This window comes from Pedobacter sp. V48 (assembly GCF_000523515.1).
Lineage (GTDB): Bacteria > Bacteroidota > Bacteroidia > Sphingobacteriales > Sphingobacteriaceae > Pedobacter.
The window spans coordinates 309,005-332,156 of record NZ_AWRU01000034.1; the positions used below are offsets into that span (position 1 = coordinate 309,005).

24 protein-coding genes and 3 pseudogenes are annotated in these 23,152 nt (G+C 39.1%); 11 read left to right on the top strand and 16 right to left on the bottom strand.

Going from position 1 to position 23,152, the window contains the following annotated elements; genetic code table 11:
- Window positions 1-16 precede the first annotated feature (16 nt).
- Entirely contained in the window at window positions 17-595 is a 579-nt protein-coding gene (locus N824_RS26750; protein WP_048908157.1) for a 5-formyltetrahydrofolate cyclo-ligase, read from the top strand.
- Here N824_RS26750 and N824_RS26755 read toward each other — a convergent pair.
- The 4 genes from N824_RS26755 to N824_RS26770 are packed head-to-tail and all read right to left on the bottom strand — an operon-like array spanning window position 556 to window position 4,280.
- A complete protein-coding gene (locus N824_RS26755; RefSeq protein WP_048908158.1) occupies window positions 556-1,524 on the bottom strand; it encodes a formimidoylglutamase in 969 nt (322 codons plus the stop codon). The two genes, N824_RS26750 and N824_RS26755, sit on opposite strands and share 40 nt — an antisense overlap.
- Entirely contained in the window at window positions 1,524-2,768 is a 1,245-nt protein-coding gene (hutI, locus tag N824_RS26760; protein ID WP_048908159.1) for an imidazolonepropionase, read from the bottom strand. Before hutI ends, N824_RS26755 begins: the two co-directional genes overlap by 1 nt.
- 3 nt (window positions 2,769-2,771) lie before the next feature.
- Window positions 2,772-3,542 carry an exodeoxyribonuclease III gene (locus N824_RS26765; protein ID WP_048908160.1) on the bottom strand — a complete coding sequence of 257 codons (771 nt, stop codon included), beginning with the start codon at window positions 3,540-3,542 and terminating at the stop codon, window positions 2,772-2,774.
- 21 nt (window positions 3,543-3,563) lie between these two features.
- Complete coding sequence (locus N824_RS26770; RefSeq protein ID WP_048908364.1) at window positions 3,564-4,280, bottom strand: peptidylprolyl isomerase; 717 nt, start codon at window positions 4,278-4,280, stop codon at window positions 3,564-3,566.
- A gap of 146 nt (window positions 4,281-4,426) precedes the next feature.
- Between N824_RS26770 and N824_RS26775 the strand changes: the two genes are divergently transcribed.
- Both N824_RS26775 and ygiD read left to right on the top strand, forming a co-directional pair.
- Complete coding sequence (locus tag N824_RS26775; RefSeq protein WP_048908161.1) at window positions 4,427-4,999, top strand: YceI family protein; 573 nt, start codon at window positions 4,427-4,429, stop codon at window positions 4,997-4,999.
- Window positions 5,000-5,050: 51 nt separating this feature from the next.
- Window positions 5,051-5,878 (top strand): 4,5-DOPA dioxygenase extradiol, encoded by an 828-nt coding sequence (gene ygiD / locus N824_RS26780; RefSeq protein WP_048908365.1) that lies wholly within the window; start codon window positions 5,051-5,053, stop codon window positions 5,876-5,878.
- Here the strand turns inward: ygiD and N824_RS26785 are convergent, their stop codons facing one another.
- Window positions 5,879-7,279 (bottom strand): aldehyde dehydrogenase family protein, encoded by a 1,401-nt coding sequence (locus N824_RS26785; RefSeq protein ID WP_084498470.1) that lies wholly within the window; start codon window positions 7,277-7,279, stop codon window positions 5,879-5,881.
- A gap of 120 nt (window positions 7,280-7,399) precedes the next feature.
- On the opposite strand from N824_RS26785, the gene N824_RS26790 reads away from it, so the two are divergent.
- The 4 genes from N824_RS26790 to N824_RS26805 all read left to right on the top strand — a co-directional run bounded on the left by N824_RS26790 (window position 7,400) and on the right by N824_RS26805 (window position 9,942).
- Window positions 7,400-8,569 carry a hypothetical protein gene (locus N824_RS26790; RefSeq protein ID WP_048908163.1) on the top strand — a complete coding sequence of 390 codons (1,170 nt, stop codon included), beginning with the start codon at window positions 7,400-7,402 and terminating at the stop codon, window positions 8,567-8,569.
- A 100-nt stretch (window positions 8,570-8,669) separates the two neighbouring features.
- Window positions 8,670-9,365, top strand: coding sequence for a peroxiredoxin (locus tag N824_RS26795; RefSeq protein ID WP_235207324.1), 696 nt, complete (start codon window positions 8,670-8,672; stop codon window positions 9,363-9,365).
- A 17-nt stretch (window positions 9,366-9,382) separates the two neighbouring features.
- Window positions 9,383-9,691, top strand: a complete 309-nt coding sequence (locus tag N824_RS26800; RefSeq protein WP_048908164.1) for a co-chaperone YbbN — start codon at window positions 9,383-9,385, stop codon at window positions 9,689-9,691.
- A complete protein-coding gene (locus N824_RS26805) occupies window positions 9,691-9,942 on the top strand; it encodes a hypothetical protein (protein ID WP_048908165.1) in 252 nt (83 codons plus the stop codon). The genes N824_RS26800 and N824_RS26805 overlap by 1 nt, the downstream gene beginning before the upstream one ends.
- A gap of 50 nt (window positions 9,943-9,992) precedes the next feature.
- Here N824_RS26805 and N824_RS26810 read toward each other — a convergent pair whose 3' ends face one another.
- The 6 genes and pseudogenes from N824_RS26810 to N824_RS26835 all read right to left on the bottom strand — a co-directional run bounded on the left by N824_RS26810 (window position 9,993) and on the right by N824_RS26835 (window position 17,970).
- The gene (locus N824_RS26810) at window positions 9,993-12,581 is read right to left on the bottom strand and encodes a phosphoenolpyruvate carboxylase (protein WP_048908166.1); all 2,589 of its coding nucleotides are present in this window, start codon (window positions 12,579-12,581) and stop codon (window positions 9,993-9,995) included.
- Window positions 12,582-13,229: 648 nt separating this feature from the next.
- Window positions 13,230-14,426: pseudogene (locus N824_RS26815) on the bottom strand (DHA2 family efflux MFS transporter permease subunit).
- Window positions 14,427-14,428: 2 nt separating this feature from the next.
- Window positions 14,429-15,472: pseudogene (locus N824_RS26820) on the bottom strand (HlyD family secretion protein).
- A 20-nt stretch (window positions 15,473-15,492) separates the two neighbouring features.
- Window positions 15,493-16,809: a TolC family protein gene (locus N824_RS26825; protein ID WP_048908168.1), complete on the bottom strand. Its 1,317-nt coding sequence runs from the start codon at window positions 16,807-16,809 to the stop codon at window positions 15,493-15,495.
- Window positions 16,806-17,429: pseudogene (locus tag N824_RS26830) on the bottom strand (TetR/AcrR family transcriptional regulator). Before N824_RS26830 ends, N824_RS26825 begins: the two are co-directional and overlap by 4 nt.
- Window positions 17,430-17,616: 187 nt before the next feature.
- A complete protein-coding gene (locus N824_RS26835) occupies window positions 17,617-17,970 on the bottom strand; it encodes a DUF6249 domain-containing protein (protein ID WP_084498471.1) in 354 nt (117 codons plus the stop codon).
- Window positions 17,971-18,115: 145 nt separating this feature from the next.
- Between N824_RS26835 and N824_RS26840 the strand changes: the two genes are divergently transcribed.
- The 4 genes from N824_RS26840 to N824_RS26855 all read left to right on the top strand — a co-directional run bounded on the left by N824_RS26840 (window position 18,116) and on the right by N824_RS26855 (window position 20,102).
- On the top strand, window positions 18,116-18,682 hold the full coding sequence (locus N824_RS26840) for a Crp/Fnr family transcriptional regulator (protein ID WP_048908170.1): 567 nt from the start codon (window positions 18,116-18,118) through the stop codon (window positions 18,680-18,682).
- 70 nt (window positions 18,683-18,752) lie between these two features.
- Window positions 18,753-19,076, top strand: a complete 324-nt coding sequence (locus N824_RS26845) for a multidrug efflux SMR transporter (protein ID WP_048908171.1) — start codon at window positions 18,753-18,755, stop codon at window positions 19,074-19,076.
- A gap of 70 nt (window positions 19,077-19,146) precedes the next feature.
- Window positions 19,147-19,731: an RNA polymerase sigma factor gene (locus N824_RS26850; protein ID WP_048908172.1), complete on the top strand. Its 585-nt coding sequence runs from the start codon at window positions 19,147-19,149 to the stop codon at window positions 19,729-19,731.
- Window positions 19,722-20,102: a hypothetical protein gene (locus N824_RS26855; protein WP_048908173.1), complete on the top strand. Its 381-nt coding sequence runs from the start codon at window positions 19,722-19,724 to the stop codon at window positions 20,100-20,102. Before N824_RS26850 ends, N824_RS26855 begins: the two co-directional genes overlap by 10 nt.
- A 2-nt stretch (window positions 20,103-20,104) precedes the next feature.
- Here N824_RS26855 and N824_RS26860 read toward each other — a convergent pair whose 3' ends face one another.
- The 5 genes from N824_RS26860 to N824_RS26880 all read right to left on the bottom strand — a co-directional run bounded on the left by N824_RS26860 (window position 20,105) and on the right by N824_RS26880 (window position 23,118).
- Window positions 20,105-20,656: a DUF2911 domain-containing protein gene (locus tag N824_RS26860; protein ID WP_048908174.1), complete on the bottom strand. Its 552-nt coding sequence runs from the start codon at window positions 20,654-20,656 to the stop codon at window positions 20,105-20,107.
- A 31-nt stretch (window positions 20,657-20,687) separates the two neighbouring features.
- Window positions 20,688-20,870: a hypothetical protein gene (locus tag N824_RS26865; RefSeq protein ID WP_048908175.1), complete on the bottom strand. Its 183-nt coding sequence runs from the start codon at window positions 20,868-20,870 to the stop codon at window positions 20,688-20,690.
- Window positions 20,871-20,997: 127 nt separating this feature from the next.
- A complete protein-coding gene (locus N824_RS26870; RefSeq protein WP_048908176.1) occupies window positions 20,998-21,420 on the bottom strand; it encodes a hotdog fold thioesterase in 423 nt (140 codons plus the stop codon).
- Window positions 21,417-21,920: a DinB family protein gene (locus N824_RS26875; protein ID WP_048908177.1), complete on the bottom strand. Its 504-nt coding sequence runs from the start codon at window positions 21,918-21,920 to the stop codon at window positions 21,417-21,419. The genes N824_RS26870 and N824_RS26875 overlap by 4 nt, the downstream gene beginning before the upstream one ends.
- Entirely contained in the window at window positions 21,898-23,118 is a 1,221-nt protein-coding gene (locus N824_RS26880) for a HAMP domain-containing sensor histidine kinase (protein WP_048908178.1), read from the bottom strand. The genes N824_RS26875 and N824_RS26880 overlap by 23 nt, the downstream gene beginning before the upstream one ends.
- Window positions 23,119-23,152: the final 34 nt, after the last annotated feature.

A 23,152-nucleotide genomic window follows, 5' to 3' on the forward strand; every position in this document is an offset into this window, starting at 1 on the left:
TTTTATATTTGTTTAAATGAAAAAGGCAGAACTTAGGAAATTAGCATTGAACCAGAGAAAATTACTCTCCCCCTCAGCAATACCTGCGCTTAGTAACCTATTATTGGCTCATTTTTCAAGTCTTGATTTTTCGGGGGTAAAGACAATACATGTTTTTTTACCCATAGTTGAGAAAAATGAACCAGATACATTTTTTTTGATCGATTGGCTTAGAAATAACCATCCTGATATAAAAATTATTGTCCCAAAAGCAGATTTTGAAACGGCCTTAATGCACAATTATGTTTATTCAGGGAGGGATGGTTTAGAAAAGAACCTATATGATATTCTGGAACCTCAAAAAGGAGAGCTGCATAGGGGGGATGTGGAAATGGTGATCATTCCATTATTGGCTTTTGATGAAAGAGGCTATAGGGTTGGTTATGGGAAAGGATTTTATGACAGGTTTCTACAAGGGTTAGCTGCGCTTAAGGTGGGGGTTTCTTTTTTCGAATCAGGAGATGATATAGAGGATGTAAATGAACATGATGTCCAAATGGATCTATGTATTACACCTCATAAGGTATATGACTTCAGAAAATCAGTGATGAGGTAGGCAATACTTTTGCCAGTAAAGGAACTGGTTCTTCTATCGGCCATTTCGCTTGCGCCTTCACAGATGTGCAAATAAGCAAACTGTTTTGATGACCTAAGAATGAGCTTTCTGATCTCATTTAAGCTGAAACCCGATGGTGTAGCAGCGCTTGATAATATATTTTCTATACTATCCAGGTCGATTTCTAAGCCAGGATTTCTAAAATCAGTGATTAACTGATTCCAGAGGGTCCCTGTAGCTTCCGACAGTAAGATGTCATCAAAGAAAACAGCCTGTATTTTTTCATTCTGTTCTATTTGTTTTAGAATTGCTTCATTGTTGTAATTATGGTGTAATCCAAAGACCCCGTATTTAGCTAAATAGCCTTCTTTTAAGGCATAGCTGAAGCTGTTGCCACTATGCCTGCCTTTTGGCTCTCTTAAGTCGGCATGAGCGTCTATATTGAGTATGTCAACGGCCCTATTATGGACTGAGGCCAGCGCTTTAATGATAGGATAGGCATTATTGTGCCCTCCGCCAACTATAATGGGGATTTTGCCGGCAGCTATAATTTTAAGAACACATTCGTAAACTTGATTATCTATTTCTGATACCTTTTTGTGTAACGCTTCAATCGTATTATTACGGGGCTCAGTAAACTCAAAATGGCCTAGAACTGTTAATTCCGACCCATCTAAAAAGCGGTTACTTTGGATATTGAGAAGGGCTTTAAGTGCCGGATCCCATGCTGTAGATGCCCCTGCCAGACCGTAATTAGCCCTTACCCCGATATCTTCAGGAATTCCAAGTAATACAAAACGGGCCTCCGAAGTATTCAGATCTTCTAAAGTAGAAATGACCTTCACGCGTTCACCTAATTTTGTTTCTCCGCTGCGGATATTGACTAATTTTAGAATATCCTTATTCGAATAAATTCTAAGCTCATCCATTAGTTTATTTCTCCGTTTAAAATGATTTTTTCTACTTGCGATTGCCCAAAACTATAAGGCAGGTAAGCTATTGAATTCATAGGGCGGGTAATGAAAAGGTTCGCTTTTTTCCCTATTGCAATGCTTCCTGCAACATCTGATAACTGCATTGCTGCGGCTCCATTTAAAGTAGCCGCATTAATAGCTTCTTCCGGGAGCAGCTTTAATTTAATACAACCTAATGAAACCACGAAATTCATATTTCCTGAAGGAGTAGAACCGGGGTTAAAATCAGAGGCTAATGCAACGGGAACATTCGCATTGATAAGGCTGCGGGCATCTGCAAAAGGAATACCAAGGTATAAAGAACAAGATGGAAGAAGGGTAGCAATTGTATTGCTTGCGCTTAAGCACTTAACCACTTCCTCATCGGTGGCTTCAAGGTGATCCACAGAAATTGCATGATGTTTTACACCAACCTGAACGCCACCTGATACAGACAATTGGTTTGCATGAATTTTAGGTGGTAATCCATATTTCGCACCTGCCTCTAAAAGTTTATCCGTTTCTTCCACAGAAAAAAAGCCTTTTTCACAAAAAACATCCATATAGTCTGCCAGGCCTTCGCCAGCTATTCTAGGGAGCATTTGGTCTATAATAAGCCTAATATATCCGTTATGATCTTTTTTATAGTCTTCAGGAAAAGTGTGAGCGGCAAGGAACGATGCCCTAAGAGGAATTTTAAAAGCGTCTTTAAGTCGCCGGATTACCCTAAGCATTTTTAATTCACTATCAAAGGTTAGCCCGTAGCCGCTCTTAATTTCAACAGCTCCGGTTCCCTGCTTAATCATATCGTTTAGCCTGGTGGAGGCGCTTTCAAACAGATGATCTTCAGATTCGTGCTGAAGTTTGCGGGCGGAGTTCAAAATACCCCCTCCTGCAGCCGCTATTTCTTCATAGCCTTTTCCTTTGATCTTCATTACAAACTCCTCTTCTCTGGAAGCAGCAAATACAATGTGTGTATGTGAGTCGCACCAAGATGGAAAAACATAACCTCCTTTAGCAGAAATGGAGGTTAATGATGTAGGCAGATCAGCAGGTAGGTTGTTCATACTGCCAAAACCAGTTATTAATCCCCCCTCACATAATATCCAGGCATTGGTTATAACAGGCAGAGTATTCATAGCACTACCCTTTAAAACAGAAATGTTTTTAGGATGAGTGCCTACAAGCGTGTCAATATCTGTTATTAAGAGGGCAGACATGGTTTAGGGATTTAGCTCTAATAGAACTGGGCAATGATCTGAATGAATTGCGTCGGGAAGTATTGAAACGTGTTTCAGCTTATTTAAAAGAGGCTGGGTTGCTAAATGGTAATCGATGCGCCAACCTAGGTTCTTAGCTCTTGAATTTGCTCTAAAACTCCACCAGGTATAGTGGTGCGGATCTTTATTAAAGTGCCTGAAGGTATCTATGAACCCATTGTTTAAAAACAGCTCCATCCATTCACGCTCTTCCGGTAAGAAACCTGAAGAGTTTGCGTTTGATTTTGGATTGTGGATGTCAATGGCGGTATGACAAATGTTGTAATCGCCTGAAATAATCAAATTAGGATACTCCTTGCGCAGGTCTCTAATATATGTATCAAAGAAACGCATGAATTCGTACTTCTTAACCTGTCTGTCGTCTCCACTGGATCCAGATGGCATGTAGAGGCTCATTAAAGAGAACTCGTCAAAATCGGCTCTTAAAATACGTCCTTCTTTATCTATCCATTCTTCTCCGCAACCGTACTCCACATGATTTGGTTTTATTCTGGTAAGGATGGCCACTCCGCTATATCCTTTTTTTTCTGCCGGAAACCAGTAGTGATGATATCCTAATTGCTCAATTAGTGCAAGTATCTCCGGAATTTGAGAAGGCAGGGCCTTAACTTCCTGCAAGCAAACCATATCGGCATCAGTTGCCTGCAGCCAGCCAAAAAAGTTTTTTGTTGATGCAGAACGAATGCCATTAACATTGTAAGAGATAATCTTCATAAAATATATATTGGTACTGGATTAATTAATTGTAAATGAATCGTTTTTAATCGATTTGGCCAACTCTTTCTCTAATCTTTTAGCCGCGCGTCTTTTCAAAACTGAAACAGACATCTTTACGTCGATGTTGGGTCGATCGTTTGAGTCCCTGGAAACAGCGGCGATTTTATCAACCATATCTAAGCCCTTAACCACCTCTCCAAAAACAGTATAGTTTCTGTCCAGATGTGGTGTGCCACCTAGATTTTTATAGATTTCTCTCTGCCAAACAGGTATTTTGAAGTGGAGGCGATTCGTTTCTAATGAATCTAATCCCTGATCTGTAAATTTTTTACCCTGAACAATGTAGAATTGAGATCCGCTTGATGCCTTTTCGGGATTGTCGTCTCTCGCAGCCCCAAGCACACCTTTTTTATGAAATAAACTGTCTCTAAATTCAGCGGGAATGGTATAGCCTACAGTTCCATTTCCCAGCAATTCGTCTTGTTTTGCAACTTTTGAATCCGGATCTCCCCCCTGAATCATGAAGTTTTTGATAACCCGATGAAATAAAGAGCCCTCATAAACACCCTTTTTAGTCAGGGACACAAAGTTATCCCGGTGCTGAGGAGTTTCATTGTAAAGCATGATTATACATTCGCCCATATCCGTTTTAATTTTAACGTATTGGTGTTTTGGCTTTGCAGCGAAAGCAGAGAAAACACCCAGACATAGTAGTGAGGCTAGAATTCTGTTCATTAATATTACTTTGGAGCTAAGGTAAGTTAAAAATGGCTTTATTGAAATGCGGGAAGCTTCAATTTTATTGATTATCTTTCTTACCATACATCAACGTCGGCTAAAACACAGAGGTGTACTTTTGTAACATTAAACTCAAAAAAATTATGAAAAAGGTATTTTTATTCCTGGTTGCAATTTCAATCAGTGTTGCGTCTTTCGCACAAACAAAGTGGACGGTAGATCCAATGCACTCATTTATAAATTTCTCAGTGAAACACATGGGAATCTCATTTGTAGATGGATCATTTAAAAAGTTTGATGGCGCAGTTACTGCAGCTAAAGAAGATTTAACTGATGCAAAAATCAGCTTTTCAGTTGATGTAAACAGCATTTCTACAAGTGTTGAACCTCGCGATAAGCACTTAAAATCTGACGATTTTTTTAATGCTGAAACTTTTCCGTACATGACTTTCGAAAGTACTTCATTTAAAAAATTGAAAGGAAATAACTATGAATTGAGTGGAAAATTGACAATTCGTGATGTAACGAAAGATGTTAAGTTCAATGTAGTATTCGGCGGAACAGCTAAAGATCAGCAAGGAAATACCAAAGCAGGCTTCTCAGCTAACACAACCATCAATCGTTTGGATTATAATATCAAATATGATCCAACAGGAATGGGTGTAGGTAAAGACGTTAAAATAACCTTAAACCTGGAATTTGTTCAGGCAAAATAATTGATTTTACAGGCCGTCTGGATAAGATGGCCTGTATCATTTCTACCCATTATGACTAACTTATCTCAATTCAAAACATTCACAAGGGGGTTGCCAATTCAGGAAAACCTTATGCCTGTTCTATTTGTGGGGCACGGATCTCCAATGAATGGGATTGAGGGTAATGAGTTTAGCAACAAATGGGCTTCTATGGCTCAAAATATACCGGTTCCAACAGCAGTACTGGTGGTTTCTGCACATTGGTTTACCAAAGGCACCCACATTACTGCCATGGATTTCCCTAAAACGATACATGATTTTGGCGGGTTTCCACAGGCACTTTTTGATGTAGTTTATCCCGCACCCGGAAATCCGGAGCTTGCTGCTGAAACAGCAGGACTTATACAACATATTCATGTTGGCTTGGATCATGACTGGGGGCTTGACCACGGCGCATGGACTGTTGTAAGGCACATGTACCCAGAGGCAAATATTCCTGTATTGCAATTGAGCATTGACTATACCAAGGATGCGCACTATCATTATGAGCTGGCCAGGGAATTGCAACTTTTAAGAAAGAAGGGGGTTTTAATTCTTGGGAGCGGAAATATGGTTCACAACCTTAGGATGATGAGCTGGGAAATGATAAATGGTGGGGGCTACGACTGGGCTTTACAAATGAACGATAAGTTTAAAAGCCTGATTCTAAACAATGAGCATAATCCGTTGATGAATTATCAAACGCTTGGTAGAGAGGCTATGCTCGCCATTCCTACCCCGGAGCATTATCTGCCCTTAATGTATACTCTTGGTTTGAAAAATGATAATGAGGAAGTTTCGTTATTTAACGATAAAGCAGTTGGCGGTTCATTAACTATGACTTCTGTTAAGGTAGGCTAATCACATTAGTTTTTTCAGCCACTTTAATATCCAGTCTTTGCCGTGATAAGGAGGATAAATCATTCCGGTCATATCTAACTTAGATTGAAAAACAACAGCTCTTTCATGGCTGAACGACTTAAAGCCAAATTCCCCATGGCAACTTCCCATACCACTTCCGTTTACACCCCCGAAAGGCAATTTCGGGTTTGATATATGAATTAATACATCATTAACACAGGTGCCGCCTGCGCTTGTATTTGCTATAATGCGACGGATGTTTTCTTTGCTGTCGCTAAAAATATATAACGCCAGCGGTTTGCTCTTTTTGTTGATGCGGTTAATTACTTCATCTAAACTTTTATAGGTGATGATCGGCAATAGCGGGCCAAAAATTTCTTCGTTCATGATATTTGAATCATCGCTGATTCGCGTAAGAACCGTAGGACTAATGGTGTTATTTCCCTCGTCTGTTTCGCCACCAAAGGCAACATTGGCGCCTTTATTTGTTGCGTCAGCAATCAGCCCTGTTAATCTTTTAAAATGTCTGTCGTTTATAATTTTAGCATAAACGGAGTGATCGATGGTATTGTTCCCGTTGCAGAACATTTTGTTTACTGATTCCTTATAATGCCCAATAAATTCAGCTTGTTTTTCTTCCGGAATAAAAACATAATCAGGTGCAATACAAGTTTGTCCGGCATTCATCAATTTCCCCCAGGCAATCTTTTCTGCTGCATTCTTTAAGTTGGCTGTAGCATCAATTACAGTAGGGGATTTTCCTCCCAACTCCAATGTTACAGAAGTGAGGTTTTTCGCAGCGGCTTCCATCACTACTTTTCCAATGTCGGTGCTTCCTGTAAAGAAAATATGGTCGAATGGGTGTTCAAGCAAAGCTGTTGATACCGAGGCATCGCCCTCAAAGCAACAGATTTCCTGTTCCTCAAAGCATTCGCCAATGATCCGTGCAATAACTGAGCTGGTTGCTGGGCTAAGCTCTGAGGGTTTTAATATGGCGCAATTCCCTGCTGCAATGGCAGAGATTAAAGGCGCCATCAGCAATTGAAAAGGATAGTTCCACGGCGAAATGATCAAACAGACGCCTTTTGGTTCATAATACAGCCTGTTTTTTGCAAAAAGGTTGGTTATTGTTTTACCAATGTATTTAGGCTTCATCCAATTTCTGACGTTCTTAATCGCAAAATCAATTTCAGCGTAAGTAAATATCAGTTCGGTAACGGCAGCTTCAAACTGGCTTTTGCGAAGATCCTGCAGTAAAGCAGCATATACCTCAGCCTCATGCTTTTCTATACCGCGCTTTAATGCCTTTAATTTATTCATTCTTTGTGCGGCATTGCTAGTCCTAAGCGTATATTTATGCGCTTGCTGGGCGTTAAAAACAGCGTTGATCGTTTGTGTCATGTTAGTTTGCCAAACCGGCCTAAAATTGTTAAAATAGGTTAAATTAATTGTCCTTAATTGCTATTGTATTGAAAATAGATTGATTTAAAGGATATTGCACATGTAAAATAAATATACAAAATGAAAAGGGGATTTTTTACTGTACTAACCACTATATTATTTCTCCAGTTGGGGAATGCCCAAACCATTAAAACGGGGGTTTTGGTTATTGGTAACGGGAGTGGTGCATTGGCAGCAAGCATTCAATCAAGCATTTCTGGCGCTAAAACAGTTCTATTATTACCGGGAGAAGGTTTTGAAGCTGCACTCGCCTCAGGGAATTTATCTTCCGGAATTGAAGGGGACTTGATTAAGAGGCTAAAGCCTGCAGCTAAAGCTCAAATCAACGCCACTATAAAATCATGGACAGATACACTTAAAAACCTGACAATAATAAAAAATGCAAACTGGATAAAGTTAAAAAGATCTGGAAGTGGCTGGAGTGTTCAGTTAAGTGACGGCAGAACAGTGAAAGCGATTGCCATGGTGAATGCGGATAGAACAGGAAAGGTTAATGCCGCTATTCCTTTGCAAAATGTAAATAAGTCGTGGCATTCCCTTACTTATAACAACAACCTTTACAGAACAAGTATTGCCTCGGGGCAGCAGGTTGAAAATACATCTGCAAATTTACTTTTTCTAAGCGATTTGCTTATTCCTGAACAGGATAATCTTGTCGTGCTAAATTCAGGAATTGAAAGCATTGCTGCAGGACAGGCGGCGGGAGCTGTGGCTGCTTATGCTGCTTTTTTCAAAACCAAAACCTCTCAGGCCCCTTTAAAGGAAATTCAGGGAGAGCTAATGAAATACCAGTTGTCTTTAATGCCATTTTCAGATATTAAGCCAACTGATACCAATTGGAAATCGATTCAGTTTCTGGGTCTTTCGGGATTTTTAAAGGCAGATATAGTGAACGGAGTGGCTAATTTTGAATCAGATCGGACGGTTTCAACAGCAGAAATAAAGGATCCGATTAAGGAGTTTTATTATAAAGCGCAGATCTGGTTTGATGAACATATAGCGCCCGAGATGACTATCGGCGCAACGCTAAACCTTGTTTGCTATGTGGGCGGAAAATCGCCAAAGAATACAGAAGAAGAGATTAAGAAAAACTGGAAAAGCGTATATAAGTTTAAAACCGAATACGACCCTGCGCGAAATATTACAAGAAGAGAGTTTGCCGTTCTGGTAAATGAATATCTAAAACCATTTGGTGTTAATACTGATAAAACAGGACGAATACTGAGGTAAAACAAAAATAGATAAAAACTAATTTGTTTTTCTGTATTATAGATTATGTCTATGTGCCTATCAAGATTAAGTATCTGTTATATCTTGAATATGGTTGTTTTTGAGTGCAGATAGGCTTACCTTTGCACCATCAAAAAACAACAATAAAATACAAAATATAATTATGGCTATAGTAGGAAAAAAATTCCCAAGTGTTAGTATCGATGCGATGTCAGAAATGGGTGACGATTTAAAGATCAATGTATTTGAAGAAGCAGTAAGCAAAGGGAAAAAAGTTTTATTATTCTGGTATCCAAAGGATTTTACTTTTGTTTGTCCAACAGAATTGCATGCTTTTCAAGCAGCTTTACCTGACTTTGAAAAAAGAAATACAATTGTGATTGGTGCTTCATGCGATACAAACGAAGTTCACTTTGCATGGTTAAACACTCCAAAAGATAATGGTGGTATTGAAGGTGTTACTTATCCGATTTTAGCTGATACGCACAGACAATTGGCTAACATTTTAGGTATTGTTGAGCAAGAGGTTGAATATGATGAAGAAGGAAACGAAATTTTCTCCGGATCAAACGTTACTTTCAGAGCAACTTACTTGATTGACGAAACCGGTAAAGTTTTCCATGAAAGTGTTAACGATATGCCAGTAGGTAGAAATGTTAAAGAATATTTACGTTTAATTGATGCTTATGCTCACGTTCAGAAACATGGCGAAGTTTGCCCTGCAAACTGGGAAGAAGGCAAAGAAGCAATGAATGCAAACAGAACTGGCGTTGCTGAATATTTAAGCGCTAACTAATCAATTAATTTAAAATTATGTTTTTAGAATTAACAGAAGATAATCTTCAACAATATGTTGCTGAAAACAAGAAAGTAATGGTCCAGTATGCTGCATCTTGGTGCGGGAATTGCCGAATCATGAAGCCTAAGTTTAAGAAACTAGCTGCTGAAAACGAAGATGTTGCTTTCTTAATTGTGGATGCCGAAAAACTTCCGGCTTCGCGTAAACTGGCAACCGTTGACAATTTACCAACTTTTGCAGCCTTTGAAGGCGGCGCTTTGGTAGATCAGGTTCAAACGAACAAAGCAGAAGTATTAAGCGAATTATTTAATAAAATAAAATAATGAAAATTCCGGTTATAAGACAGCTGTTCCAAAATACTACTCCAGAAAATCTTGAGGCAACTTTATCAGTTTTAGAAGCTTTTTGTGAATTCAGAGGGGTAAGTGAGGAGGAAATTGATGTGGCAGGAGAAATGATCACCAATATATGCGGAGCGCTTGAAGTTCATGAGAACGTGAAAGCAGGAGCAGTTGAAAAAGATGCGCTAAACGCATTTGGTCAAAAAGTAATGGGATCAATTGACAGGCATTAATTTAGCAACATAATAAAAAAGGGGATATCAATATCCCCTTTTTTATGTCCTTACGCCAGGTTACGTCCGGCATTTACAATGCCATATACCGTTCTGATGGCAAGCTTCTCATACGATTGTTTTTCTTCCTCTGTTATTTCGTTCTGTAGCTGTTCTAATGCGTAATGCTGGATGAGCACCAAAGGCAGTACGATCTTCTCTCTAACGGCAATAGAGCGCTTCTCTACAGGGTAATTCTCCATTAGTGTCTCATGACCCGCTAACTTTAAAAGCATTTCCTTAGAAAGCGTAAATTCATCAAAAAGAATCTTCCAAAAAGCACCGTATTCCTTGTCGTTTATAAAGTGAGCCGTAACAGCAAAGTCAGACTTGCTCATAGACATCATACAGTTGTCTATGATGGTTTTAAAGTAGCCAGATTCCTGATAGGTTTTAACAACCTTGTCCCAGTTTCCTGCTTTTTCCTGGCTTTTCAATGCCGTGCCCATACCATAAAATCCTGGAATATTCTGTTTAAGCTGACTCCAGGCAGTAACAAAGCTTATCGCTCTTAGATCTTCAAGTTTTAATGCGCCTCCAGAATTTCTTTTTACCGGCCTACTGCTGATGGTAATTTTAGACAACAAAGTAAGTGGCGAGAACTTTTCTAGGTAACTTAAAAACAATGGGTGCTTCCGCAAGGCTACAAATGATTCATAACTTTCCTGCGCCATTATATCCAAAAGATTTTTATGAACAGGATCTAATAAAATATTATGTCTTTCTTTAATACCCGCAGAAATACCAGCGTTTATTAATTGTTCAATGTTGAATTCGGCACTGTCTATAGAGCCATACTGAGAACTGATTGTTTGTCCCTGAATGGTAAGCTGGATGTTTTTATTAGCGATCTCTTTACCCATAGAGGCATAGAAACGGTGCGTTTTACCTCCACCTCTTGAAGGCGGACCACCGCGACCGTCAAAAAATGCCAGTTGAATATTGTGTTTGTTTGCCGTTTCTGTTAAAGCAACCTTGGCGTTAAAAATGGACCAGTTTGCCATTAAATAACCGCCATCTTTCGTGCTGTCAGAGAAGCCAAGCATAATGTCTTGTTTGTTCCCTCTTTTCTTCAAATGTTTTTTATAAAACGGATGAGAATACAAGGTTTCCATAATTGTAGCCGCATCAGCAAGGTCATGAACTGTTTCAAATAGCGGAACAAAATCAATAGAAAGATCATTTTCTTCCCATCCATTCCATAAGAAAAGCTCTATTAGTTGTAAAATATCACTCGCTTGCTGGCAATTACTGATAATAAATCGGTGGCAGGCAAGTTCTCCATTGCTTTGCTGTATTTGTTTCACTTCAGTAATGGTTTGAAGCGTATCCTGAACCAATGAATCTGCCTTATCGCTATGCGATACTCGGGCACTTTTAAAGGAAAGGGTCTTGATTTTTTCTTCTTCCGATAAGCTGTCGTAGTTCTCAGGGAACATAGAATTGATCGGTTTACTTTGTCGGCAATAGGCATGCACGTCTCTTAGAACCCTGCTGTCCTGTCTAATATCAAGGGAGGCAAAGTGACTGCCATAAAGCTCGACCTTACGGATCAGGTCAGAAACAATATCTGCAAACAAGCCATCGTGGCTATCTATCAGTGTATTTTTAATTTTATTCAGGTGCTCAATCAGAAAGTCAGAAATGTTTTCCATTTCAATATTCGGATCAAAGGCATTTTTGTACAATACATCGTGAACTATAGCGATAGGCTCATCAACACCTCTAAAGGTGATGCGTCTTTTTAGGTTTCTAAAATCGCGATAATAGCATCTGAATAAGATCTGGCGAAGCATTTTTGATACCTGCACGGTAGATTCGGTATGTACATTAGGATTACCATCTCTGTCGCCGCCTGGCCAAAACCCTAGTTCTATAATCTTTTTAGAGTCCAGGCTGTAATCGTTCAGGCTTTTGTCTATTTCCGATTGAATATTTGCTGCTGCAAAATAAAACACGTTTTCAAGGTACCAAGCTAAACTGAGCGCTTCATCAACCGGGGTTGGCGATTTTTTATTGAAAAATGGCGTTTTGCCTAACTGTTGAAGCAAAAGGTGGATGCTGGTGATGTCGTTAATTTTAATGGCGGCGGTAAGGTCTGTGATGATAGACAATACGCTTCCAGGATAAAATTGAGTTGGGTGAGCGGTTAAAACAAGTCTTAAAGAGAATTCCTCAATCAGTTTTTCTATTTTCTGATTTAAAGAGCTGTCATCAATTCCTTTTTTTAGATAAGAAAGCAATGCATTATGCTCATCAGAAGCATTAAGTTTGTTAAAAGATGCGTCTTCAACTGCATCAAATAACACCACCTGGCGCTCAATGTATTGGATAAATCTGAACAGAAGATCAATCACGTCCTTCGCCCCGTTATTTTGCGTATACTTCTTGAAAAAAGCATTAATAATTTCTGCCGGAGTCTCATGGTTATTTACACCATCTTCACAGTATTTTATAAATAATGGCAATAGTGTGCCGGTATCTTTAATCTTGTAAAAAGGAAGGGTAAGGAAAAGGCTGTTATAGAGTTCAAATCTGGATACTACTTCGTTGTTAAATACTGATTCTCTCTGACCTTTTGCGCGTTGTTTCTGCATCATATTTAAAGGGTATTTTTTCGCGCTTAAGCTACCAAAAATGATTCAAAAAAAAGACCCGAAAGTACTATTAATTTAATTTTGATTTTTTTGCAAAAAAAACTAACTTAGTACCATAGAGGTTAAGCAAATCCTTTTAAACTTATGTGCTGATTTGAGGGCGGAAACGCAATAAATGAAGCAATTTAATTGTTAATTTTTTGGGGTAAAACAGCCGTTAAGATTWWMNNAACSNGCYGTTWWGWTTWKYKTAANGKCTGYYKKRWYTWSWRYAWNTCTKYYKGAACTTYNNAASATWCWWYWKNGRAMNNTTGAASATAMAASNAKCRGMMYKGMNACMYAAWANGYATCNGCYMKRMSWSMNCARTANTGMMTNGYTWTNNAAGKGWRCMKTMNATGRCTKTTWYRKMNAGRGWWYYTKCGWYKRMWTNNTTAYAKCCWKWGRYYWTRMRWYTMWWTANTWANAKCCWTTRRNNCSATMNNNAAATKCWKKRTWAWRYNCATTAAWAYKWWCRNGTAAATNGCWGNGGTKAWAWYCMTKRMKANNNACAWGTAWMWWRSTRNGKTRAWRNASCSWKRCSAANATGWAYCRNNAAGTWGTNTMATNCAKNGWTRYYMAAKSMRSMKCCWWGTYSNNTCTCAKCAYSNTNTTCAARNCCKGAWNNNTGKCCAAWSTSRKYASCKKWNCRAAYMMTRAANNGCCAWASYRRYNASCKSWWMKNAWCAAWRNAAGMMAKAMMWACWMMKYTYMKNCAKMMWWRGAAGAAAGAAATCGTTGGTTCCTGATTGCAGGGTAGATTTACTGAGCATAGAACAAAATACGAAGAAGAGGAACATCCCAATGGTTGCCATAAACTGAGCCGGTATGCCTTTTTTAAGGAAAATCCCAATAAACGGCATCATTACAATGGTACATAAACCACCCGGGAACAGCAGTTCTCCTGTTTGCAGAGGCGAAAAGCCCAGTAAATTCTGGCAAAATACAGGGAACACGAAAACGGATCCATAAAGCCCGAAACCCAGGATAAACGAGGTAAACATCCCGACCGAAAAGCTCCTGTGACGCATAATCTTAAAGTTCACAATAGGGTGGTCGGTACTCAACTCCCTCCAAATGAACAGCAATAAGCCAAGGACAGATGTAACCGCAAGTGCTGTAATGTAAGGGGTGGCAAACCAGTCTTCACTTTCGCCTTTTTCCAATACAGTTTGTAAACTTCCAACTGCAATGGCAAGTAATGCAATGCCCCACCAATCTACCGGCATCCCTTTTCCATCCTTAGGCGTCTCTCGAACAAACATATAGGTACAGTAGGCGGCCAGGATGCCGACGGGAATGTTTACGTAAAAAATTAACGGCCACGAACTGATCTCTAACAAATAACCACCAATTGTTGGCCCTACAGTAGGCCCTACAACTGCGCCCAGTCCAAACAAAGCTGTGGCAATACCAACATCTTCTCGTGGCCAGGTTTCAATTAGTATCGCCTGAGCGGTAGAAATTAAGCCGCCACCGGCAAGTCCCTGTAATATGCGAAACAGGATCAGCTCTTCGAGGTTGGTTGCATTTCCACAAAGGAAAGATGCGATCGTAAAAAGAATGATAGAGAACAGGAAATAGTTTTTTCGGCCAAAACGACTACCCAACCATCCCGACATAGGCAGTACGATTACGTTAGCTACAGCGTAGCCAGTAGATAACCAGGCAACATCCTCCAGGGTGGCGCCAAGGTTACCTTGTATTTGGGGTATAGCAACGTTTACAATGGTGGTATCAATCAGCTCCAGTAATGAAGCCGTGATCACTGTAAAGGTTATTATCCACTTTTTTAAACCTTTCTCGGCCATTTTTAGTCTTTTATAGAAACAGAAACCTTAACACTCATACCAGGGCGTAATTTTGCCATGATCTCTTTAGGTGCTTTAGTGATTTTTATTTTTACGGGTACACGTTGTACTACTTTTACAAAGTTACCTGTGGCATTGTCAGGAGGTAATAAAGAACCTTTTGCGCCGGTAATAGGAGCAAAATTGTAAACCTCACCCTGTACATMMSCRTMWRRATAAGCATCAACCTCAACCTTAACTTTCAGTCCAGGATTAATTTCTTCAAGTTGAGTTTCTTTAAAGTTTGCAGTAACATAAATGCTGTTTTCATTTACAACTGAAAACAAAGACTGGCCGGCTTGTACCAGCTGTCCTTTTTGAACATTCTTTTTAGAAACGATTCCTGTAGCAGGAGACTTAATGTCGGTATATGATAACTGTAATTTAGCAAAATCAACTTCCGATTGTTGCTGGTTCACACCTGTGTTGCTAACAAGTAACTGCGACTTAGTAGTACCCACCTGCTTAACGGCTGCGGTGTATTGGTCGCTAGCAGCATTAAAGGCAGCCTGGGCCGATTCTTTTTCTGCTTTAGCCTGGTCAAATTGCTGTTGAGTAATTGAGCCATCTTTAATCAGGTTTGCGTAGCGTTCATAATCTTTTTGCGCTAATGATAATTTAACCTTAGCCGCTTCAATATTAGCCCTTGCAGTACTCGTATTGGCAGCAGTTGCCGCAATTTGCGATTCAGAAACGCCAACACCTGCACTAGCTCCTTTTTGTCCTGCCATAGCCTGTTCAAGCTTTACTTTGTAATCGCTATCGTCAAGCGTAACCAGCACATCACCCTCCTTTACAAGCGTGTTTTCTTCAAATTTAATTTCCTTTACATAACCACCAACACGTGCAACTACCGGGCTAATGTCTCCATCAATCTGCGCATCATCCGTATCAACGTGTTTGCTGTAATAAATATACTCTTTGGTGCCAAAAATGGCTCCAATTACAATTAATACCCCTAATATGATCGGTATAACTTTGTTTTTCTTTTTCTTTTCAGTTGTCATTGCTGTATTTGTTATGGTAGTTATTGGGCGATTTTTCCTGTTGATTTTAATAGCGTATAGTAGGCCAGTCCGGCATCTGCTTTAGCTAATTCTAAATTGATTTTTGCTTGATAAAGCAATGTTTCCGCATCGATACGGTCGATGGCAGAGGCCACATTGTTTTTGTATTTTGAAGCCAGTAAATTGTCGTTTTCTGTGGCCTGAGCGATAGAAGTTTCAAGCACTTTTATTTTGTTTAAGGCGAGCTGATAATCCTGATAATTTTTGTTGATCTCGGTTTTTACCTGATCAGATAAAATATCCTTTTGGATACCTACATTTTTCTGTTGAATCCGGGCCTCTGTAACTTTGTTTTTATTGGTCCATAGGCTTCCGATATTCCAAGAAATATTGGCTCCGAGCGTCATAGGCACAATATACTGGTTGGTTGGAGGAATGAATTTGCCGCTTGGATTAATGTAATACAAGTTTGCACCAACACCAACGGTAGGTATTGTATTTGCCTGAATAGATTTGATGTTCATATCGGCAACTTTGTTCTGCAAATCTGCCTGCTTTAATTCCTGACGGTTAGATAACGCCAAATCTATATAAGATGTTAATGGTGAAACCGGCTTTAAAGCGTTGTCGGGATCAGCAATTTCTATATCCGTGTTTTCATCCAGGCCCAATAAAATATCCAGGTTGTAGTTAATTACTTTCCTGTTGTTTTCAATTTCCATTTCGGTTAGCGAAACATTGGCCTGTTGTAATTGAAACCTTAAAACGTCGTTTTTAGTTACTATTCCCTGTTCAAAAAAGCGTTGTGATTGCTTTAATTGTCCGGCAATAGATTCCAGATTCTGGGCCACTACTTTTTTGCTTTGCAATACTTTAAACAACGAATAGTAAGTGTTAATTACTGCGTAGCTAACTTCTTCTTTGTTTTTATCGGCATCCAGACGGGCAACATCAGTTAGCAATTTTGTTGATGCTTCTGCATACTTCAATTTACCCCCTCCGTATACTAATTGTTCCACCGCGGCAGTTCCTATAAATGCATCTGCTCTGTTGGGTAAATTAATTGGATCTGCGCCACCTATGCTTAATTTATTAGTGGGGATCTCGGCATGGTTGTATAAAAATGAAGCACTGGCGGTAGGCAGTGCATTGTCTTTAACTGATGCGAGTTTAGAAACAGCTTCATCAATTTTACTTTGTGATAGTTTTAAATTCTTGCTGTTACTTATGCCTAATTCAATTGCTTCCTGTAGGCTTAGCTTTTTTATGTTTTGGGCATATAGCATTCCAGGGAGCAGAAAAGCGACAAAGCTTAATTTAATCGTGTTGCGTATCATTGTTGGGGTGTTAGGTAAATAGTAATGAGATCCTTTAAATGGGTAATTAAACGATCCGTGATGATTTTTCGGTCTTCTTTGTTGTTGATGTCCAGCGTAGTTCCGGATGTTATTTTAGAAGGGGAGATGGCTACATAGCTTATGGTTCCCATTACAGTGGCGATAAGCATTTTTACATCCACTTTTCTGAAGCTTCCGTCTTCAATTCCCTCTTCAATAATGTGCTGTATCACCAAAAGATTTTCGGACAGTGCATTTTTTATGGTGATGAACATTTCAGGWSWYYGARAWAWMRWCANGNMTCNTYTAWKYAYCMWTTTAWRGRAWSTSWKATTGCAAAGTATGCGTGTGGCATAACCATCAACCACTTTTAATAGTTTTTCCATTCCCGATAGGCGGTCTTTGCTGATGCTATTCAGTTCATCTTTGAATCCCCGTATCCGGTTATTCATCATTTCAACGAAAACGCCTTCTTTTGAACCAAAATAGTAGTTAATCATAGCCATATTTGCGCCTGCCTCTTTCGCAATCTGACGGGTTGAGGCTCCTTCATATCCTAATTCAGCAAACAGCTTTGAAGCTGCTTCCAGAATACTCGATCTCTTATCTGCTTTTTCCATGTAATCAAATTGTGAGGCAAAATTAATCAATCGATTGATTAATTTATATCTAATTTTATGGAGGCATTGTATGTTGACTTTGTGTTGACAAAAGTCAGCGGATGACGATTGCGACAAAGAGAGTTGCGGCAAAACAAAAAAGCCTGGTCAAATATGAACAGGCTCTTAAAACGATCTTATTGCAAACTTAGTCGTTATGCTGATCGAGCYATTTTTTCTCAACAAGATAAGATACAATTAGCCCCAGGCCTCCAAAAATGAAGATTGACCCAAAATAAACTGCTACAGCTTCTTCATCATCTATACCTGCTTGCCGCACGCAAAATAGTGCAGTTAGTATGCCCAATCCTAAGCCAACCATTAACAACCCAAATTTTAAACTCAAAAAAGGAGTAGGGGCACTTTGTCTTGATCGGGCAATTCCCGGATCTATTCCGCGCTCTATCATTGCCATTTTTTCTTTGTTAGACATATATCTTATGCCAAAAACCATTGCTGTTGTGCAAACAAAAAGCGATATAAATACTAATTCTGGTCCCATGTTATTCTATTTTATATTTTAAATGTTCTGTTGTTTTGAATCTGTGTTCTGTGTGCTATGACTACATCAAAATATTTCAGGTTACACAGATTTTAAAAAAATGTTTGTCCTTGTTATTTTATCTTTATCTAAATTTTGAAATACATTGGATGAGCTTATAAAAAAAATAAACAGTATTTATCCTCTAAAGCCCGATAGCCTTAAGCTTTTGCTTGATGAAATGCATAAGATAGGGTTGCCCAAAAACAAGGTTTTAGTTGAAGCGGGACAAATAGGTCGCTCGGCTTACTTTATAAAGCAAGGCATTGCACGCGCTTATTGCGAAGGAAAGGATAACCAGATCACCTTTTGGTTTGGCCTGGAAGGCGATTTTGTGTTTTCCTATAACAGCTATATAAATAGACAGCCGGGTTACGAGAGCATAGAATTGTTAGAGAACAGTATTCTTTATGAAATTAAAGATGAAGCCTTACAACGCCTATTTTTAGAAAATATAGACCTTGCAAACTGGGGCAGAAAACTGGCAGAGCTTGAGCTGATTAAGCTCGAGGAACGCTATATCTCCAGATTATTTAAATCGGCATCAGAATGTTATGCCGAATTGCTTAAAAACTCGCCCAATTTAATCCAGAGAATCCAGTTGGGGTATATTGCTTCATATCTTGGCGTTACCCAGGTTACGTTGAGCCGGATCCGTGCAGAAATAAAATAGCAAATTCATTTTTTAACATTTGTAAAAAAATGGCCTGTTAATTCGCCCTAATTTTGTAGAAAAAAAAATTATGAGCTGGATTATTTTAATCATTGCCGGATTGTTTGAGGTTGGATTTACCACCTGTTTAAAGCTATCCAATAACTTTACCAACTTTAAATGGACTTTGGCCTTTGCTGTTTGTATTTCGTTAAGTTTTTACTTCTTAAATAAAGCCACCCAAACTTTACCGATGGGAACGGCATACGCTGTGTGGACAGGTATAGGGGCGGTAGGAACGGTAATAGTTGGGATATTGTATTTTCAGGAGCCGGCTAATTTCTGGCGTATCTTTTTTATTGCAACATTAATTGGCTCAATTCTGGGATTAAAATTCTTTGCTGGAAGCCATTAGATTGATGGGTCAATGAAAAATTAACTAAATTCCTGTAACCTGCAAGCACGAGCTGGCGTCATAGCTGTATATGCAGCAGCAAACAGATCAAGACCTAATTGCAGAAGTCCTGATGGGTAATACCTCCGCTTATTCGGAATTGGTAAAACGCCATCAGCGCTTTGTATTTACACTTGCTGTGCGTTTTGCTAAAAACAGGGAAGATGCGGAAGAAATAGCTCAGGATTGCTTTGTAAAGGCATACAAGGCTTTAGGGACATTTAAGCAAACGTCAAAATTTTCGACATGGTTGTATACCATTACTTATACTACAGCGATGTCTTTTTTACGCAAAAAGCGAATTGATACGCAATCAATACACGGAAATGAAAATGAACTGGAGCTGGAAGGACATAAATCTGATTTGAGTGATAACCTGGCCGAAAGGAAATCTACAAACAGATACTTAGATGAGGCAATTTCTACGCTTTCTAATGACGATATCGCGATAGTTACGTTGTTTTATAAGGGGGAACAAAGTTTAGAAGAAATTGCAACGGCAATGAATATGCCGGCAAATACAGTTAAAATCAGGCTGCACAGAGCAAGGGCGCGACTGAAAGAGCGGTTAGAATTTTTATTAAAAGACGAGGTAAAGGAATTGTTATGGAACTAAAAGACGAAGAATTAACCAGGTTACTGAAAGGCATGGAGATGGAAGAGCCGTCAATGTCTTTTACTCGTAATGTAATGGAGCAGATAAAGCTTGAAAAGCAACCTGTAGCTCTAAAAACACGGGTGGATAATCGAATTATTTACGGAATAGCGGCTATTTTTGGGGCATTCATTGCTGGCGTTTTTATATATGCAATAGCCAATAGCACTGCTACATATGAATTGCCTAAACTTAAAATCGACCTTACCGGCGCTGTTGACAAAACCTTAACTCCCGGGTTTTTAACTGCTTTCCTTTTTATAGATGTGGTTATAGCGCTAATCTATTTCGACAGTATCTTGAGAAGAAAAAAAGGCAAAAGCCTTCAATAAAACTACTTTATCTCTATAGGAAGCTCAACAAAAGTCTTATCCCAGGCAATAATTAAATTAGCACCCTTGTCTTGTTGCGTAAAAGTAATGCACAACGATTCAACTGTGCTGGTTAAGGCTTTTGTGGGTACATCAGTTCTTAACAGGTCTTTTTCCTGATTATAGGTAAGGCCCCATTTATCAGTCTGTTTATTGATGATAAGTGTCCAGTTGTCTTTATTTGGAATGGCAAATAAGCTATAAGAACCAGCTTTTATCTTTTTGCCGGCAATAACTACGGGCTTATAGAATTTAATTTCTGTTGATTCATTTGCACCTACACGCCATACTTTGCCAAATTGCTCAAGCACACCAAAAATTTCCCGTCCTTTTTTTGAAGGGCGCGAATAGATAACCTTGATTAATGGCTTAGAATCGTCTTTTGCTTTCGCAACATTTAAAGGGAAATAAGCAATATCGGCAGGGCTCGAATCAATAACCGGGAATTTTACATCCTGCGCCATTGTATTGCCGGCAAATATTGCAAACAGAGCAAAAAGCATTATTTTCTTCATAGGGAGAAGGTGTAGTAAAGAAAACCGTAGTTTAATATTCTCGGCCTTTAACGATTCCGTTTAAGAAAATGGCACCAAAAATAAAGCCGACGATACCGCCAAGAATTGCATACCCAAAACTTCCGGAAATAATAAAGGCAGTTAAAATTCCAAAAAACATACCTAAAATGTAGTAAACCCAGTCAAAACTGTTGTTGTTTTCTTGTTCAGTCATTGTTAAAATACTTAGGTTGCAAAGATATTGATTTATTTTATCTGTGTATAATTTATCTGTGATTGGTTAAATAATACAAATCACAAGTAGTTTGTATCTCAGAAAAGAATTATGGAGGAGTCTAAAATTAAGGCTTATTGATGATTGCCACAGTAAGCCTGCTTACACAATTCATTTTGCCTTTGTCGGTATAAATCTTGATTTCCCATACGTGGGTTTTTGCACCAATGTGCAAGGCCTTGCAAATTCCGGTTACGAGTCCGCTTTTTACAGGACGTAAGTGATTTGCATTTATCTCTAAGCCCACAGCTACATACTTTTCCGGATCAATACACATATACGAGGCAACACTGCCCAGGGTCTCGGCCAGCACAACAGAAGCCCCGCCATGTAAAATCCCAGCAGGTTGGTGTGTCCGCTCGTCAACAGGCATGGTTGCGGTTAAAAAGTCTTCACCCACCTCGGTGAACTGTATATCCAAAAAGCCGCCCATATGATTTTTGGGTTGGTTATTTAGCTTTGTCGGTGAAAATTCTGTAAACCAGATCATAAGTACCTTTCTTTAATAATACCAACATGATGCATAATATGGCCGGCCATTACAAACAGGATGGCTCTTACCGTGATTTGCCTTTCAGAAGCAGTTCCGCTTCTGTTAAGCTCTTTTTCTGTAAATGACTTAATTAAATAAAGATTCGACTTACGTAAATGCGCAAATTCTTCAGAAAGGCTCAATAAACTTCTATCTGAAAAATGAGCGTTTGCTACATAGTCATCTTCTTCAAAACCCGGAAGTGCATGTTGTTCTCCGCGGGCAAAGCACATTAGCCGATATACAAATACACGCTCGGTATCAATGATATGACCAATCAATTCTTTGATAGTCCATTTTCCGGGAGCATAGGCGTAATCTGCCTTTTCTATTAACGAGTTTATAAAATCTGGAAATTCGATGGCTTGTTTTTCCAGTAATTCAACTACATCTTCGCCTACAAGCTTAATGTATGTTTCAGCCCAGGCGGGGTACTCATGTGTTTGAGGTCGGTTCATAAGTTATACTGCTTTTTAAAACGATACGAAATGTTGTGCCTTTACCTAATTCAGATTCTTTAACGAATATTTGTCCGCTATGATAGTTCTCGATAATACGTTTGGTTAGAGATAGCCCTAAACCCCATCCCCGTTTTCGGGTTGTATAGCCGGGTTGGAAAACTGCATCAAATTTAGACCTTGCAATTCCTTTTCCGGTATCGGTTACATCAATAAGGACCTCTTCTTTGGTCAGATTTTCGATGATATTTATGGTAATTGTGCCCTCGTTTTCGATGGCATTAGCCGCATTTTTAAGTAAATTTTCTATTACCCAATCAAATAATGGAACGTTCAATAATGCACGTACCTGCTCATCGCCGCTAATGGTAAAAATGATCTTGTCTGACGTGCGCAATTTAAAGTACTCTACAAAATTATAGATAACGGTGTATACCACGTGGTCTTCTACTATTGGTTTGGAGCCTATTTTTGAAAAACGGTCGGTAATTACTTCGAGGCGTTTAATATCGTTTTCCATTTCGGCAATGAGCGGATCGTCTTCGGCATCGAATCTCGATTTTATCAACTCAACCCAGGCCATGAGAGAAGATATAGGGGTGCCCAGCTGATGTGCGGTTTCCTTAGCCATACCCACCCATACTTGATCTTGCTCTGCCTTACGAGCAGAACTAAAAGCTACATATGCTGTAAGCAGGAATAGGGCAATTACGCCTAATTGTATATAAGGAAAGTAACGAAGCTGTGTTAGGGTAGGCGAATCTTTATAGAAAATCCACCATCGTGTGCCATCCAGCCCGGTAATTGGAGTTGGTGGATGCTGTTTTTTCATGGTTCTTAGTTCACGTGCGAAATAGGCAGGATCGTAGGTTACGTTTGCCTTTTTTTCAAGATCGTAATTGGTTTTAGTTGAATCCAGTCCCTGAAAACTAAGGATTTCCATCTTTGTGGAATCAGTCATGATAACCGGAAGCTTTGTATTGGTTCTGATGAGTTCTATCAAGCTGGTATAGCGGTCATCATCGTACATGACCAGTGATTGCTCTGTTACTTTTACATAAAGCTGAAGCTGTAATTGTTCCTCCCGCTCCATTTTTTTAACAAAGAAGTCGCTATAAAACACAGATGCTGCTCCAATAATAATGGCAAAGAACAGCAAAAAGAACTTCCATCGTCGTTTTTTCTCGTAAGGATTCATAGATTATGAAAAAGGCAAATTACAAAAATATATC